At 52.6% G+C, this 16,116-nt stretch carries 15 protein-coding genes; 2 read left to right on the top strand and 13 right to left on the bottom strand.

What is annotated here, in order from left to right; all coding sequences use genetic code 11:
• Positions 1–265: 265 nt before the first annotated feature.
• Positions 266–1,369, top strand: a complete 1,104-nt coding sequence (locus GQ52_RS05400; protein ID WP_024930107.1) for a porin — start codon at positions 266–268, stop codon at positions 1,367–1,369.
• Positions 1,370–1,429: 60 nt separating this feature from the next.
• On the opposite strand, the gene GQ52_RS05395 is transcribed toward GQ52_RS05400, so the two are convergent.
• From GQ52_RS05395 to msuE, 9 genes are all read right to left on the bottom strand, one after another.
• Positions 1,430–1,996 (bottom strand): PEP-CTERM sorting domain-containing protein, encoded by a 567-nt coding sequence (locus GQ52_RS05395; protein WP_052179025.1) that lies wholly within the window; start codon positions 1,994–1,996, stop codon positions 1,430–1,432.
• Positions 1,997–2,145: 149 nt separating this feature from the next.
• A complete protein-coding gene (locus tag GQ52_RS05390) occupies positions 2,146–2,919 on the bottom strand; it encodes an ABC transporter ATP-binding protein (RefSeq protein ID WP_047515740.1) in 774 nt (257 codons plus the stop codon).
• A 116-nt stretch (positions 2,920–3,035) separates the two neighbouring features.
• The gene (locus tag GQ52_RS05385; protein ID WP_047515738.1) at positions 3,036–4,382 is read right to left on the bottom strand and encodes an ABC transporter substrate-binding protein; all 1,347 of its coding nucleotides are present in this window, start codon (positions 4,380–4,382) and stop codon (positions 3,036–3,038) included.
• A 112-nt stretch (positions 4,383–4,494) separates the two neighbouring features.
• Positions 4,495–5,562 (bottom strand): branched-chain amino acid ABC transporter permease, encoded by a 1,068-nt coding sequence (locus GQ52_RS05380; protein ID WP_047515736.1) that lies wholly within the window; start codon positions 5,560–5,562, stop codon positions 4,495–4,497.
• Positions 5,563–5,584: 22 nt separating this feature from the next.
• Entirely contained in the window at positions 5,585–6,466 is an 882-nt protein-coding gene (locus GQ52_RS05375; protein ID WP_019880611.1) for a branched-chain amino acid ABC transporter permease, read from the bottom strand.
• A gap of 9 nt (positions 6,467–6,475) precedes the next feature.
• A complete protein-coding gene (locus tag GQ52_RS05370; protein ID WP_047515734.1) occupies positions 6,476–7,264 on the bottom strand; it encodes an ABC transporter ATP-binding protein in 789 nt (262 codons plus the stop codon).
• Entirely contained in the window at positions 7,261–8,415 is a 1,155-nt protein-coding gene (locus GQ52_RS05365) for an AMP-binding protein (protein WP_047515733.1), read from the bottom strand. Before GQ52_RS05365 ends, GQ52_RS05370 begins: the two co-directional genes overlap by 4 nt.
• 24 nt (positions 8,416–8,439) lie before the next feature.
• Entirely contained in the window at positions 8,440–9,528 is a 1,089-nt protein-coding gene (gene sfnG, locus GQ52_RS05360) for a dimethylsulfone monooxygenase SfnG (protein ID WP_047515731.1), read from the bottom strand.
• A 40-nt stretch (positions 9,529–9,568) separates the two neighbouring features.
• Positions 9,569–10,144 (bottom strand): FMN reductase, encoded by a 576-nt coding sequence (msuE, locus tag GQ52_RS05355; protein ID WP_235272977.1) that lies wholly within the window; start codon positions 10,142–10,144, stop codon positions 9,569–9,571.
• 446 nt (positions 10,145–10,590) lie between these two features.
• Here msuE and GQ52_RS05350 point away from each other — a divergent pair, with 446 nt between their 5' ends.
• The gene (locus GQ52_RS05350) at positions 10,591–11,823 is read left to right on the top strand and encodes an SfnB family sulfur acquisition oxidoreductase (RefSeq protein WP_047515724.1); all 1,233 of its coding nucleotides are present in this window, start codon (positions 10,591–10,593) and stop codon (positions 11,821–11,823) included.
• 75 nt (positions 11,824–11,898) lie between these two features.
• On the opposite strand, the gene ribB is transcribed toward GQ52_RS05350, so the two are convergent.
• From ribB to ssuD, 4 genes are read right to left on the bottom strand one after another with little or no spacing between them, the layout of a single operon-like run.
• The gene (gene ribB / locus GQ52_RS05345) at positions 11,899–12,606 is read right to left on the bottom strand and encodes a 3,4-dihydroxy-2-butanone-4-phosphate synthase (protein ID WP_052179023.1); all 708 of its coding nucleotides are present in this window, start codon (positions 12,604–12,606) and stop codon (positions 11,899–11,901) included.
• A gap of 20 nt (positions 12,607–12,626) precedes the next feature.
• On the bottom strand, positions 12,627–13,481 hold the full coding sequence (locus tag GQ52_RS05340) for an amidohydrolase family protein (RefSeq protein WP_047515722.1): 855 nt from the start codon (positions 13,479–13,481) through the stop codon (positions 12,627–12,629).
• A gap of 19 nt (positions 13,482–13,500) precedes the next feature.
• On the bottom strand, positions 13,501–14,721 hold the full coding sequence (locus GQ52_RS05335; protein ID WP_047515720.1) for an acyl-CoA dehydrogenase family protein: 1,221 nt from the start codon (positions 14,719–14,721) through the stop codon (positions 13,501–13,503).
• An 8-nt stretch (positions 14,722–14,729) separates the two neighbouring features.
• Positions 14,730–15,863 carry an FMNH2-dependent alkanesulfonate monooxygenase gene (gene ssuD / locus GQ52_RS05330; protein ID WP_047515718.1) on the bottom strand — a complete coding sequence of 378 codons (1,134 nt, stop codon included), beginning with the start codon at positions 15,861–15,863 and terminating at the stop codon, positions 14,730–14,732.
• Positions 15,864–16,116 lie beyond the last annotated feature (253 nt).

Genomic DNA, 16,116 nt, shown 5'->3' with positions numbered 1-16,116 from the left:
AATTTAATGTCAATCTATGTTAAGAAAAACATCGACCAGAAACCAGGAAGCGCACATGCTGATTGCAAGGCAGGCGAACAGCACCCTGCGGATAAACCAGCATTATAAATATGCACAAAATAAATCAAGCCATTGATTTATATCATTTAATTTTGTGGCACACATTCTGCAATAAGACACTCTGTAACGTGACCTCATCCCGCCTGTGCGCGACGAAGATTACTTATATCCATTGATAAATACATGACTAACACAGAGTGAATACATGAAAAACAAACCAACATCTCACCGCCTGCGCCAGATCTCGCTATTGACCAGCCTGGCACTCCTCAGCAACCAGGCATTTGCCGAAGCCACCATACAGCGCAATGACAACCAGTTTATTAATATTGGTATTGCCTCGCGTGTCAGCTTTAGTTCGATTAAAGACGCCGCCCCCAGTGGTAAAGACCGTTCTAATGACTTTGAAGTAGAAGAAGCGCGTTTATACACCAACGGCAAACTGCACGAAAACGTCTCGTTTGAATTTAACTTTGCCCGCAATACGGCAGACGACAAAATAGAGTTACTGGATGGTCACCTGGGCCTGGAATTCAACAATTACGCCAACTTCTGGATTGGCCGCTTTTTGCCAGCCGCCAGCCGCGCTTCTGCCGTTGCGCCCATGTATTCGACCACCTTTGACTTCCCGATTGCCGAGCAAGGCTCTTACCAGTTTGGCGGCCGTGACAATGGCGCCGTGTTCTTTGGTTCAGACAGCAGCAATGCCTTTAAATACTATGTCTCGGCGACCAATGGCCGCCAAGGCGGTTCTAACCAGGCTGACAACCTGTCTTACGCGACGCGTTTACAATATAACTTCTGGGATACTGAGCCTGGCTTTTACAATTTATCCAGCTACGACGGCAAAAAGTCCATCCTGTCGGTTGGCGGTTCGTATCGCTACCAGAAAGATGGCACCGGCACCATTTTGAATAAAGGCGATTCCAAGTATTGGAACCTGGATGCGCGTCTGGAAAAACCGTTGAGTAATGGCGCCGTGCTTGGCGCGGAGGCCTCATATTACAACTACGATAACGACAATACCGGTGACACCGTATTGCCAGAAGCCAAAGGCTTTTTCATCAACGGCAGCTATACGTTTGCTGACAAAGTGGGCATAGGCAAATTCCAGCCTAAAGTGATTTACCAGGAATTTAACAATGACACCACTGGCCTGGACCGCAAACGTATTGATGTGGGTGTGGGCTATTTAATCGACGGCGACAGCAACAAGCGTATTGATGTGTTCTACTTCAGGGAGAATCGCAACAACTTGCCGGATATTGACGGCATTAAAGCCATTTTCCATGTGGCACATTTCTTTTAAGCCTTTGTTCAGGCAATAAAAAACGGCCTGCAAGGCCGTTTTTTTATACCGCTGCAATACTTATTTGCCAGCTTTTCTTCTGGCGGCAAAGCCTACCAGGCCTAAACCAGCCATCAACAAACCATAAGACTCTGGCTCAGGCACAGTGGTCACGGACAGGTTTTTAACACCCCAGCCCTCATCTCCCAACCCTTGTGGAATGGCGCTGGCATAGCTGAAAGTCAGGTTGTTGCTACCTAACACCAAAGTCACTGGCAGTGTAATGGTCAACGAGCCGCCGTTATTAAAACCGTTGTAGACATAATTTGACACGTAGCTTGCGTCACCTTGAGTAATCGTGATCGGGCCGCCATCACCACCCAGGTTAAAGCTCGCAGAAAACACAGCGCTACCGTTCACTGACAGGGTGAAATAGTCTTCGTAATTGTTATCAGGAAACCCATCCAGCGTTGCGTAACCAATCAGGTCAAATGAAACGGTCGCAGCCGTCGCAGCCGCATTAAATGAATAGTCTACAGCGTCCGGACTACTCAATGCGGTACCATCAAAGTCATAAGCCATGGCCACCGGCGTCATGAAGGACGTGATTGCAATAAATGAAAAAGCACCAGCAAGTTGTTTTAGCATCGAAAGCTCCCAAAATATTTACAGTTAGTTTTATATAATTGCAACAAATATGTTACACAACTTATTGCTAAATTGTAACTACCTGAATGGGTCATGCCTTAAGACAGCATTACTTGTACAAAAATCAGTCACGTCGAATGGGTGATGCATTAATGGCCACCCAAATAAGAGTCGCTGAGCGCCTGGCTACTGGCAATCGTCTGTGCATCGCCATGATGGGTGATATGACCACTTTCAAGCACATAAGCATAGTTGGCATAACGCAATGCCACGGCGGCATTCTGCTCGGCCAGTAGAAAACTCAGGCCTTGCGTCTGCTGTAGCTGATGCACAATCTCAAAAATTTCTTCGACAATCTGTGGTGCCAGGCCCATAGACGGCTCATCGAGCAAAATCAGCTTCGGGTTAGCCATCAAAGCACGGCCGATGGCGACCATCTGCTGTTCGCCGCCGGAGGTATATCCCGCATAGTTTTTGCGTAGCAATTTGAGGCGCGGGAAAAAGGCATAGAGCCTTTCCAGATCCTGTGCCAATGCCTTACTTGATGGCCGGCGGATAAATGCGCCAGTGAGCAGGTTTTCTTCCACGGTTAAATGCCCGAAGCAATGCCTGCCCTCCAGCACCTGTACCAGTCCCTGTGCCACCAACTGACGTGGTGTGGCTTGGGTGATCTCCTTGCCGCCATAGACAATCTTGCCTTGCACGATTTCTCCGCGTTGCGCCGGTGCCAGGCCTGAAATCGCTTTCAGGATGGTGCTTTTACCGGCGCCATTGGCACCCAGCAACGCAACAATAGACTGCGGCCCGACTTGCAGTGAGATATGTTTGATGGCAAAAATGACCTTTTCATAGATCACTTCAATATCATCCAGTTGCAACAGCGGCTCACTCGCCAGATTTAATTTTTCATGTGCTTGTGACATCACAATCTCCTCAATTCGATCGCGTCGGCAATCTATGCACAGCGCCCACGACATCAAACTGCACATGCACACCGCCTAAGCGATGTGCATGTCTGTTTTAAACGTTGCCAAGCAATTTATTTGGCAGCGACCTCTTCTTTGCTGCAATCACGCGGGGTGATGCCTTTTTCCTTGGCATACTCGTGTGAAGACTTTTCAATAATCGGGCGCAACAACTGGCGGTCAGCCTGTACCCACTCTGAAATCACTTTCCACTTGCTGCCATCCCATTGCTGGAAGCGCACCGCGCCGCCGCCTTCATGGTCAGCGCAACTGAGTTTCAGCGGCTGCACCAGGCCCAAGGCACCCAGCTCTTTCAAACGTGCATCATCCAGCTTGATATTCTCGAAGCCCCAGCGCACCTCTTCACCGGTCAGTGGACGCTTGCCGAACTTGGCTTGCGCTACACGTACGGCTTCGACGTTGAGAATGCCATTAACCACACCCAGGTTGTAATACACATTGCCGAAACGTTTAGGATCTTGCAGATTGCCTTTACCGGCCTTGATTACATACTGATTGATCCCTTGCAATACCGGGAAGCTGGTACCGGAAGGATGCGTAGTAATTGAGATAAAACCTTTGGCAGCATTGCCTGCAGGCGCCGCGTCGTCTTCCGAGTTACTCCAGATGTTGCCGATAATATGGTCAGCCGGGAAACCGGTTTTCTGCGCGGTTTTCAACGCCACCGGGTTCATCACGCCCCAGCCACGCAAAATCACCCAGTCCGGTTTGATACGGCGGATACTCAGCCATTGTGATTGCTGCTCATTGCCCGGATGCGGCACTTCAAGCAGGGTCAGCTCGAAGCCGTATTTCTTGGCCAATAATTCCAGGATCGGGCTGGTTTCCTTGCCGTAAGGCGAGCCATGGTACAGCGTGACGATCTTCTTGCCCTTGAGTTTGTCCAGGCCGCCGGATTGCTGGGCGATGTAGTTCACAATCGCCGACACTTCACTGTAAGGGTTGAGTTGCAGCGGGAAAGCATAAGGGAATACGCTGCCATCGGTGGAGTCGGTACGGCCATGGTTAATGGTGATCAAAGGCAATTTGTCAGCGGTGGAGCGCTCCAGCGTCGCATAGGCAATCCCCACTGACAGCGGATTGGTCGCTGCAGCTGGCGCGCCGTTCAGGCCTTTTTTCAGGCGCTCGTAGCACTCCACGCCTTTTTCCACCACATATTCGGTTTCGCATTCACTCCAGGTGAATTTCACACCATTGACGCCACCGTCTTTGGCATTGACGTATTGCAGGTAGTCAATAAAGCCGCCAAAGAAACCGGATCCCCCTGCCGCATAGGGGCCGATACGGTAACTTTGTAAGGGAAAATATTGCTCATTGGCCGCTTGCACTTGCGTAGTCACACTGCTGACCGCCAATCCTAATGCCAGCCACAGCCAGCGATGTTTACCGAGAAATTTCACTCTAAAACTCCTTATTAAAAATATGAAAACAGTTACTAATCGTTTTTAGTTATATAAAAATGTCTAATAGGCACGTTCAACACATAAAAATCTCCTTAATGAAATGAACGACCTAGAAACGCAGTGGCCACACGCGCAAGCGTTGCTTGATGGTTTGCCAGACCTTGGCCAAACCATTGGGCTCTTTGATCAGGAAAAAGATAATCAGCGCGCCGAAAATCATTTTCTGAAAATTTTCCAGTTGACCAGGGTCTATCGCCCCCGCCAGCAGGCCGGATGACAGGTTGGAAAGCAGGATAGGGAATAACACGATAAACGCTGCGCCGAGGAAATTGCCGAGGATACTGCCCATGCCACCGATGATAATAATGAACAGGATCTGGAATGAGCGCGACAAGTCAAATCCATGTGGTTCAACGGTGCCCAGGTAAGTGAATGCCCACAGCGCACCGGCAATACCGAGGTAAAACGAGCTGATGGCAAATGCTAGCAGCTTTGTTTTTGGCACCGAAATCCCGATGACGGCGGCGGCGGTATCCATATCGCGTACTGCCATCCACTTTCTGCCCAGCTCACCGCTGACGATGGTTTTGGCCAGCAAGCCCAACGCCAGCACCACGGTCAATGTCAGCAAGTAACGGCCGACAGGGGAGCTCAAATCAACGCCGAATATTTGTAATGGAGGTGCAGTGATCACGCCGGAAGAGGAGTGATTGGAAAACCAGGGGAAATTGGTAAACACCCACAGCACAAAAAACTGCGCGGCCAGGGTAGAGACAATCAGGTAAAAACCCTTGATGCGCAAACTGGGGAAACCAAACAACAGGCCAACACTGCCTGCGGCCAAACCGCCCACGATCAGGCTGGCCAGCAATGGCAAGCCCTCAATGCGCAAATGCGCGTTGTAGGTGGCAAAAGCGCCCACTGCCATAAACGCGGCAGAGCCCAATGACAACTGCCCGGCATAGCCGGTGAGCAGGTTCAGGCCCAGGCCTGCCAGCGATAGCACCAGAAATGGAATGAGGATGGCGCTAAACCAATAATCGTTGCCGATAAAAGGCACCACAAAGAAGGCGAATGCCAGCAACGCCGCAAATGCCCAGCGCTCCTGCTTGAGCCGGAAAAAACGCTTATCCAGCCGGTAATCGATGATGAACTGTCCAGATTCTTGATACAACATATGGCTTACACCCGTGCCCTATTTACACTCGTTCAATGGCTTTGTCGCCAAACAGCCCATACGGCCTGACCAGCAGAAACAGCATGGCCAGCATATAAGGGAACCAGTTTTCAATACCGCCGCCGATTAGCGGGCCGATAAAGACTTCGGCCAATTTTTCAGAAGCGCCGACAATCAGGCCGCCAACGATGGCGCCTTCAATCGAGGTAAAGCCACCAATAATCAGCACTGGCAGCGCCTTCAATACAATCAGCGACAGCGAAAATTGCACACCCACACGCGCACCCCACAACATGCCAGCCACCAGGCCGACAAATCCAGCCACCGCCCATACAATGAGCCATAGGCGCTGCAGGTGTATGCCCACCGCCAATGCGGCCAACTGGTCGTCAGCCACGGCACGCAAGGCAATGCCCACCCGGGTTTTATTAAACAAAAGGCCCAGCAACACCACCAAGCCACCAGCAATCGCCGCGGCAAACAAATCAAACTGCGACAGCAAGATGCCAAAAACCTCATACGGCTCATCGTCAATGCCGATATCCAGCGCATGCACTTGCGCGCCCCATACGGCTTGCGCCAGGCCTTCGACGATATAGCTCAGCCCCAGTGTTGCCATAAACAAGGTGATGGGCGAGCGATTAACCAGTTTGCGCAAGACCAGCAGCTCTATGAGCCAGGCCAGCACACCCATGGTGATCAGCGTGATCACAAACGCGCCCCAGAATGGCACACCACGTTCCAGCAAGCTGACAAAGGTCAATGCGGCGAACAGCACCATGGAACCCTGGGCAAAGTTGAATACGCCGGAAGCTTTGTAAATCAGCACAAAGCCGATCGCCACCAGCGAATACATGACACCGGCCAGCAAGCCACCCGTCAACACCTCAAAAAAGAAACTCATGTTTTATCCTTAAGCGGCCTGGCCGTGTTTGGTACCCAGATAGGCGGCGATGACCTCGGGGTTGACGCGCACTTCGTCCGGCGTGCCGTCACCGATCTTCTTGCCGTAATCGAGCACCACCACATGATCCGACAGCGACATCACCACGCCGATATCATGCTCAATAAGGACAATCGTGGTGCCAAACTCGCGTCGGGTCTCGACAATAAAGCGGCTCATCTCGGCCTTTTCGTCCGTATTCATGCCGGCCATCGGCTCGTCCAGCAGTAATAATTCAGGCTCGGCAGCCAGTGCGCGCGCCAGCTCTACCCGCTTTTGCAAACCATAGGGCAAGGCGCCGACAATGCTATTGCGCCAGGGCTGCAATTTGAGGAAGGCAATCACCCGTTCTGCTTTTTGACGCTGGCGCAGCGTGTCTGCCGGGGCACGACCCACATTGAACACTTGCTCCAGCCAACTGCTTTTCACTTTGAGGTTGGTGCCGGTTAATACGTTATCCAGCACCGACATGCCCTTGAACAAGGCAATGTTCTGAAATGTGCGCGCGACGCCACGCTTGGCCGCCCATTGCGGATGCATGGTGGTGCGCGATTCGCCCTGGTAAGTAATGCGCCCCTCATCGGCTTTGTAAACGCCGTTAATCACATTCAGCAATGAGCTTTTACCGGCACCATTGGGCCCGATCAGCGCGCATATCTCGCCTTTCTTTACAGCGAAGCTGATGTTGGTGATGGCTTTCACGCCCTTGAACGACAGTGAAATACGGTCCAGGGCAAGTAATGGTGATGCAGCTGTCATAGCGCGGCTCTCAGTGCTTTTAAACCAAAATAATCTTCAAGCGCATGCTGCTGACGCGGAATCACTTGAATCTGGCTAATCTGCCATGGCAACTCTTCCGGCCAATCACGCACCTGGATGCCAATGACCTGGAAAAACTGCGCAGCCTCTGCCGATAACGGCTCCCCCACCAATAAGGGCACCCGTGTACGCCGCAAGCCAAGCACATCCTGCAAAGGCAAGATCACCAGCCACTGTGCCAGCGTGGCGAGCACTGGCACGCGTTGTTGCGATAGCCGCAATGCCCACGCCACGAAGGAAAATTGCCAGCTGTTTGGCAGCGGCCAGCGTGACTGTGTCAGTGTATATAGCCGCTGATAGGTCGCCGCAGTCCCCGCCACCAGCGTCGGCCCCAATTCGCGCCTGTCGGTATCCCTGGTCGCCAGGTTTTCCGGAAAATTCAACGTAAACCCGGCCAGCAACCAGGGGGACAGTAAATACCTGGCATGGCCGCTGGCCGCAAACGCACGGGCTGCCAGCGCTTGCTCCTGGTCAGTCAACGCCTCATGTGCCACCAGTTGACGGCCATTGTTCAATAGCTCGGCATGGCTTAATTCGCGATACTCCAATTGATACTGCGCACTTAAGCGATAAAAGCGAAAGGCAATATCATTAGCCGCTGCGGTGATAGGTAAATCGGGGATATCTCCTGCCACAACCTGGTCGTAAGCGCACAACGCCGGATGCTGGTAAGCCGCCAGGCCACGGGCATCGGCATAAATCACCAGTTGCACATCCGGTTTGGCCTCAAACACCTGGTCCACTTGCGCTTGCCCTTCGGCAAACACAAACTTCGGCCGCAGCGTATGCAACAAATCCAGCAACTGTGGTTGCGGATAAGCAGCATCTAGCGGCGCAGAGACACCGCCCAGATAATGCGCAGCTAAAGATAACAACAAGGCCTCTGGCCGCGGCTCACTGAGCAACACCAGCGTATCGCCCTTGCCGAATCCCTTGTGCTGCAAAAAGCGGGCGGCGAGCAATACCGCGCGGTGCACAGACTGCCAGCTACTTTCCTGCCAGATCCCTAGTTGTTTGTGACGAATCGCCACGCCAGCAGGCCGCTGCACTGCCTGCGATGCTAGCCAGTTCGGTAATGTATCAGCGGCCATAAGACGATTTCTTTTCGAGATTGATCAAGCAGCTTTGGCCAGTTTTTTGGCTTCGAGCGCATGTACCAGCGGCAACACTTTCTCGCCAAAGTAAGCCACTTCTTCCTGAAAATGCAAAAAGCCGGACAGGATCAGATCCACGCCCACTGCTTTCAAGGCGACAATGCGCTCAGCAATTTGCTGCGGCGTGCCGATCAGGTTGGTTTTAAAGCCATCGTTGTATTGCACCAAGTCTTCAAAGGTCGACTTTGCCCAATTACCCTCTTTCTCCGGGCTGGAGGCACCGGCATTCTTGACCTCATGGCCAAACGCATTGACCGCGTCAGGGTTGGCCTTGGCGATGATTTCTGCCAGCACCGCTTTGGCTTCTTCTTCGGTATCTCGCGCAATCACAAAGGCATTGACGCCGATTTTGACCTGATGATTGTTGGCCGCAGCCTTGGCACGGATATCATCCACCTGCGCCTTGATGCCTTCGACCGTATTACCATTAGTGAAATACCAGTCAGAGACACTGGCCGCCATATCGCGCGCCGCACGTGAGCTGCCGCCCTGGAAGATTTCAGGATGGGGTTGTTGCAATGGTTTTGGTTTCAGGCTGTAGTTGCTGAAACGGTAAAAGTCGCCACGGTAAGTGAAGTTATCCTTTGTCCAGATACCTTTGAGCGCCTCGATAAACTCTTTGGAACGGCGATAGCGCTCGTCATGATCCAGCCAATGCTCGCCAATGGCCGTGAATTCGCCACGGAACCAGCCAGAGACGATATTGACCGCTACACGGCCTTCGGTCAGGATATCAATCGTCGCCAGTTGCTTGGCTGCCAGCACCGGATTCCACGGACCAGGCAAAATAGCCGCAATCACTTTCAATTTGGTGGTCGCTGCCAGCAAGGCATGCGAAAAAGACACCGACTCATGCTGGAACTCGGCGCCATAACCGGCGGTAAAACGGATCTGGCTCAAGGCATATTCAAACCCGGCATTCTCGGCAATTTGTGCCAGCTTGCGGTTGTAGTCGATATCCCAGCTGGTGCGCTGTTCGATATTGCTAACCACCAGGCCACCGCTAACGTTAGGCACCCAGTAGGCAAATTTAATATTTTCTGTACTCATCATCGCTCTCCAAATAATGTTCGGCAAATCATTGCGTGGCTTATACCGCCAGCAAACGGTCTTTATTCACAAGCTCTCTATGCTTGAGCAATGGCAAGGCACGCTCCACCGCCAATGCAATACGGGCAGTGACCGCCTCGTTTTTCACCTGGTAGTTTTCAAAATCTGCTTCGGTGGCATAGACACCAATCGGCAAGGTCAGCGCCTGAAAGAAGCTGAACAATGGGCGCAACTCATGATCAATGATCAAGGCATGGCGCTCGCTGCCACCGGTCGCCGCCAGCAATACCGGCACATCGACCAAGGCCTCATAATCGACCAGGTCAAACAAGTGTTTGAATAAGCCGGTATAAGACGCGCGGTAGACCGGCGTCGCCACGACCAGCAGGTCAGCCGTTTCAATGGCCTGGATATCTTTTTGCACTTTCACTGGCAGCGCTTTGGGGTCGTAAGAAGCGACCAGGCTGCTGCCTATTTCACTTAACTCGATCACATGCAGATCAATAGGCAATTGCTGCCCCAGTTTTTGGGTGATTGCTTCCACCAGCGCAGCGGTTCTGGAAGGCAACTTATAGCTGCCGGAAACGGCAGTGACTTTTAACGGACGGCTCATCATGACTCCTAATTAAGGTTGCTGCTGCCGCTTTGTGTGTTCAATCGCAGGCAGGCCAGCTCACCAATACTATTAGCAGCATCCATGCCAGATTAAATTAATTATAAATATCAAATACTTATGATGTTTTTTATGATTTTCAACGTGTTGAATTCAGGCTAGTTTTGCTGATGCACTGCTGATATATCAGCAACTTTTCTCAAAATGCAGCAGGCAGGTCGAGCTCAAATAACCTTGTGGCAACGTGCGATTGCTGATTAATCAGCAGGCATTCAGCAGAAAACTGTTTCTGTAGAGGCGTGCAACAACCCATAATCCAACCTTATCGTTTAAATTCAATCACTTAACAATTGGCATATTAAATGCAATGCAGTAAGGCAACGCGCAGCCGCTTTTTAATGGAAACACTGCGCCTTTATTCCCAACCTTTACTTTGACAAGGATTCAATATGACTGCACATGCAAGCAAGATTGCGCATTTGCCCGAGCACCCGCCGCGCCAACCGGCGCACGTGATCACCAGTGACGCCGAAGCGATTGCCGTGGCCAAACAAGTCGCGAGTGAAATCGCCAAAGAAGCCGCTACGCGTGACAAAGAAAGACGCCTGCCGCGCAAGGAACTGGATTTATTCTCCAGCAGCGGCTTGTGGGGCATTACTGTGCCGAAAGAATATGGCGGCGCGTTTGTGTCGAACAAAACCCTGGCCGAAGTCATTGCTACGGTGGCAGAAGCCGATCCCAGCATCGGGCAGATTCCGCAAAACCACTTGTATATGGTGGAAGGCCTGCGCCTGGACGGCACGGACTTCCAGAAAAAGTTTTTTTATGAGCTGGTGCTGCAAGGCGTACGCTTTGGCAATGCGTTTTCTGAAATCGGCACCCGCAGTGTCAATGATGTCAAAACCAAACTGACACCTACCAACAGCGGCTACTTCTTAAACGGCAAAAAATTCTATTCTTCTGGCGCTTTGCTGGCTGACTGGGTACCGGTAGTGGCCAAGGATGAGCACGACAATACCGTGGTGGCTTTTGTACCGGCCGGGGCAGAAGGCCTGACCATCATTGATGACTGGTCCAGTTTTGGTCAACGCACGACGGCCAGCGGTACCACCCTGCTGGAAAATATCTTTGTGCCCAGCGAGTATGTGTTGCCACACCATTTGGCGTTCGACCGCCCGACGGCCATGGGTCCGGTAGCACAAATTATCCAGGCCGCGGTAGATACCGGCATTGCGCGCGCCGCGTTCAAGGATACGCTGCATTTTGTCCGCAACCATACCCGCCCGTGGATTGATACTGACCTGGAGCATGGTTACGAAGATCCACATACCATTAAAGACATTGGCGATTTGCAGATTCGTTTACACGCGACTGAAGCTTTGTTGGCGCGCGCCGGGGAATACATAGACGAAGCGCAACGCAACCCGAACGAAGACACCGTGGCAGAAGCCTCCATTGCCGTGGCCGAAGCCAAGGTATTGAGTACCGAAACCGCGCTGCTGGCAGGTAGCAAACTGTTTGAACTGGCCGGTACACGTTCTACGCTGGGTGAGTACAACCTGGACCGCCACTGGCGCAATGCCCGTACCCATACCCTGCATGACCCGGTACGCTGGAAGTATCATGCCGTGGGCAATTACAGCCTGAATAACGTGAAACCGCCGCGTCATCCGTGGATTTAAGCATAGACTTAAACTAGCTGCAGTAAAAACAAAGCCCTCACATGGAGGGCTTTGTTGTATTGATCAATCGTTGATTTAACCAGTATATACCATGGCTGCATCGAGCAATGTGCTTTGTTGCCGAACAGGGCGCACAGGCTGACGTGGATAGGTCACCTGCAATTGCCGCTCACGGTAAACAATCATATCGGCAATCGTAATCATCTTTAAGCCGTGCTGTTTGGCAAAGCGCAGCAAGTCTGGTCGCCTGGCCATGCTACCGTCATCATTGACGATTTCGCACAACACCCCCACCGGTTGCAAACCGGCCATCGCGGCCAGGTCATGCGCAGCTTCGGTATGACCTGGCCGCTCCAGCACGCCGCCTAAGCGTGCACGCAAGGGGAAAATATGCCCGGGCCGATGAAAGTCGCTGGCCTGGCTGGACGGGTCTGCCAATGCCCGCAAAGTCAGTGCACGGTCAGCGGCTGAAATACCACTGGTCGTGCCATATTTGTAATCGACACTGACGGTAAACGCTGTCCTGAACGGGTCGGCGTTATGCGTCACCATCTGCGGTAAATCCAGCGCCTGCAAACGCTGTTCTTGCATGGCCACACACACCAGGCCACTGCTATATTTCACTAAAAAAGCCATTTGCTCGGTAGTGATTTTTTCAGCGGCAATAATCAGATCACCTTCATTTTCACGATCGGTATCATCAACAACGATAACAAATTCACCATTGGCAATGGCTTCTACCGCATCGGCGACGGCATCAAATGGTGGTAACGGAGGTTGCATAGTTATTCCTGCCTGCATTCTTATACGCTGAGCTTTAACAAGCGCGCAGCATTCTGATAAAACACTTTTTCCAGCACCGCATCTTTAAAACCCAAGGCGGCAAAGTCGTCTATGGTTTGCTTCATCGGCCTGAAAGGATAAGAGGTGCCGAACAGTAACTGATCCCCCAGAAACTGGTTCGCCGCCTGTACATATAATTCGGCGCCAGGCTGGAAAATATACATATCGGGCACCAGGTACAGGTTTGGATAACGGAACGCCGCACCGACAATGTCATTCACATACGGGTAATAACCGTGGAAACAAATAATGTTGAGGTTGGGATATTTTCTGGCCAGCCTGGCCACCGCATTCGGGTGCGCGTAGTCCAGGTCTGGCGTGGTGGGGCCGGACATCACGCACACGGGTACGCCATGCTGCTGGCAAGCCGCGTAGACCGGGTCAAAAATGGGGTCGTCGACCTGGCGTGCCGGTTTGCCAAAACCGGGTTCGATATTAATGGCCTTGAAGCCGTAATGGTTGATGGCTTTTTCAATCGCGGCCAAGGCACTGTCTACGCCACGGCTTTCAATATCCACCGAACCCAGGCCCACCAGTTTGGGACTGTGTTTGACCAGGTCGGCAATCTGCTGGTCGTCTATGGTCAGGTCTGGCGTCTCACGCCCCACCACCACGGCAATATCAATCCCGGCCTGGTCGATCTCCTGCAAATAGCCTTCTACCGTATATGAGCGGCGAAAATGCTCGGGTTCAAGCGAACCCACACGCTGGTTGAGCCATTTGGCAGTGTCATAAGCAGGGGTGTTGGGCGTAGCGCCAAAAAAGTCATGCAGAAACGCAGGACGGTTGCGTAGATCGATAATTTTTTGTTTCATAAACTTTCTTTAGTATGCGTTAGGCGTAGAAACTCGGTGTGGGGTACTGACCATTAAGTGCCCAATCACCTAAATCCTTGAGTTTGTAGTCCACCGGGTCATGCAGGGTATACACGCGCAAATTGCGCCAGAAGCGGTCCATGCGCAGCTTGGCGGTGGTGGCGCGGGCGCCAGCCACTTCAAACACGCGGGTAGTGACATCCAACCCGGCACGCGTTGCGTTGACCTTGGCCGAGAACACTGCCAGCGCCAGTTCGCCACGGGTCAGCTCATCGAGACCCAAGGTTTGCTGCCAGGCGTGATCGAGTAAGCCTGCCGCATGATCTGCCAGCACGGCCGACGCATGCAAGCTGGCCCAGAACTCGCCGTAATGCAGCAAGGTAAACGGGTCTTCGTGTATGGTCTGCGCCAGAGAGCCTGACCAGACCCGGCTGCTGCTACGCGTATATTTCGCACCTTCTGCCAGCGCGCCTTCGGCAATGCCGAGATAAATATTGGTAAAAATCAGTTGCGCTACCAATGAACGCAGGCTGGCAAATGGCGAGCTCAACGGGCCAGGGTTCATCAGCAATTCGCTGTCTTCCACCCGCAGCTGGTTAAATTCAGCGCTGCCACTGTCTGTCTGCCGTTGGCCGATATTGTCCCAATCGCCATTGAGCTGGATACCGCTACGATCAGTTGGCACCGCGGCCACCAGAAACTTGCCTGTGCCTTCTTCAATCGCAGACACAATCAGGTAGTCAGAATCCATGGAGCCGGAGCAAAAGCTCTTTTGCCCGGTAAACACATAGCCAGCTGCTCCTTTGCGTGCCACGGTGCGGTTATCCAAAGGGTTCAAGGCATTGCCCCACCACAGGTTTTGCGCGGCAGTCAGCTTGAAATAGTGCTGCCATTGCACCTCACTGCCATATAGGCGGATCGAAGTCAGCATCAAAAACTGGAAAGCGAATACCTGTGCGATCGAGCTGTCCACACGCGCGATCTGGCGAATAATGCTGTAGATTTCCTGCCAGCTGCCGCCTAGGCCGCCATAGGTTTTCGGTATCAGCAACTTCAACAGCCCGCTATCTCGTACCGCCTGACGCTGTTCATACGGTGTACCGCCCGCGGCATCGCGCTCAATCGCGGTTTCTGCCAGATAGTCGCAAAGCTGTTTGGCCCGCTCGCGTGGCGTGCCACCAAACACAATGCCATGTGATGCCTCAACGTCGTCCAGGCGTGAATTCAGTGCCAGAGTCATCATCCCTCCTATGCCGCATGCTTGACCGGTTTGGCCGCACCAAACGGCCCCGTCATATTGGTATTGATACTGACTTCGGCGCTGGCCTGCTGGTTAACAGGCAATAAGGGAAACAGCAATTCAGCCACGCGATAAGACTCCTCCAGATGTGGATAGCCAGAGAAAATAAAATAATCAATGCCAAGCGCCTGATACTCTTTAATCCTGTCAGCCACCTCTTGTGGATTACCCACCAGCGCCGTGCCCGCCCCGCCGCGCACCAGCCCCACCCCGGCCCACAAGTTGGGTGAGACCTCGAGTTTGTCACGCCGGCCATGATGTAACTCGGTCATCCGTTTTTGCGCCACCGAATCAAAATTGGCGACAGCGGCCTGTGCCGCAGCAATAGTGTCATCGGTCACGTGCGAAATCAGTTCTTCAGCCGCTTGCCAGGCTTGTTCACTGGTCTCACGCACAATCACATGCAAGCGGATACCGAAACGGATGCTACGGCCTTGTGCTGCAGCCGCCGCACGAATGACCCTGATTTTTTCGGCCACAGCTGCTGGCGGCTCGCCCCAGGTCAAATGCACATCAATATGCTTGCTACTGAGCTGAATCGCCGCCTCAGAGGCCCCGCCAATAAACAGCGGCGGATAAGGCTTTTGCAGGCTGCCGGTCGGTAAACTCGCACCTTTGACGCGTAAATACTCGCCTTCATAATCGACGGCGTCTTCAGTCAATACCGACCGCCAGATAGACAGGAATTCTTCTGCCTCGGCATAGCGGGCATCATGATCCAGGAAGCTGCCTTCCGCCTGCTGTTCTACCGGGTCACCGCCCGCCACCACATTAATCAGTAAACGCCCGCCGGAAATACGATCCAGCGTCGATGCCATGCGCGCAGATACCACCGGTGAAATAAAGCCGGGCCGCGTCGCGACCAAAAATTTGAGCTGTTTGGTTTCATTGATCAAGGCCGAGGAAATCACCCAGGCATCCTCGCAAGAGCGCCCGGAGGGCACCAGCACCCCGCCGTAACCCAGGCGGTCTGCCGCCTGTGCAATCTGCTTTAAATAAGAGAGTGTTGCCGGTCTGGCACCTGTGCTGGTGCCAAGATAACGCTGGTCACCGTGCGTGGGTAAAAACCAGAATATTTCCATGTTGTGTGTTTCCTTCTATTCATGCTGCATACATGGAAAGCCTAGTGCAAAGAGCATGCCACAAATAAAAATCATTAAATTCAGTTACTTACAAAGACACCGAACGCTGTTGCTGAATAATCAGCATATTTTCTGCGGGTGCTGCTGTATCAGCAGCATGTGTGCTGATTATTCAGCAACAGGGTGACGGAGATCGCTGTCCGGCAAAAAACGATGCGGCCGGAAAACCATTCAAAATTTTCTCAACCATATG

It is taken from the genome of Methylophilus sp. Q8 (assembly GCF_000800115.1).
GTDB lineage: Bacteria > Pseudomonadota > Gammaproteobacteria > Burkholderiales > Methylophilaceae > Methylophilus.
This window is presented reverse-complemented; position numbering and strand designations above follow the sequence as displayed.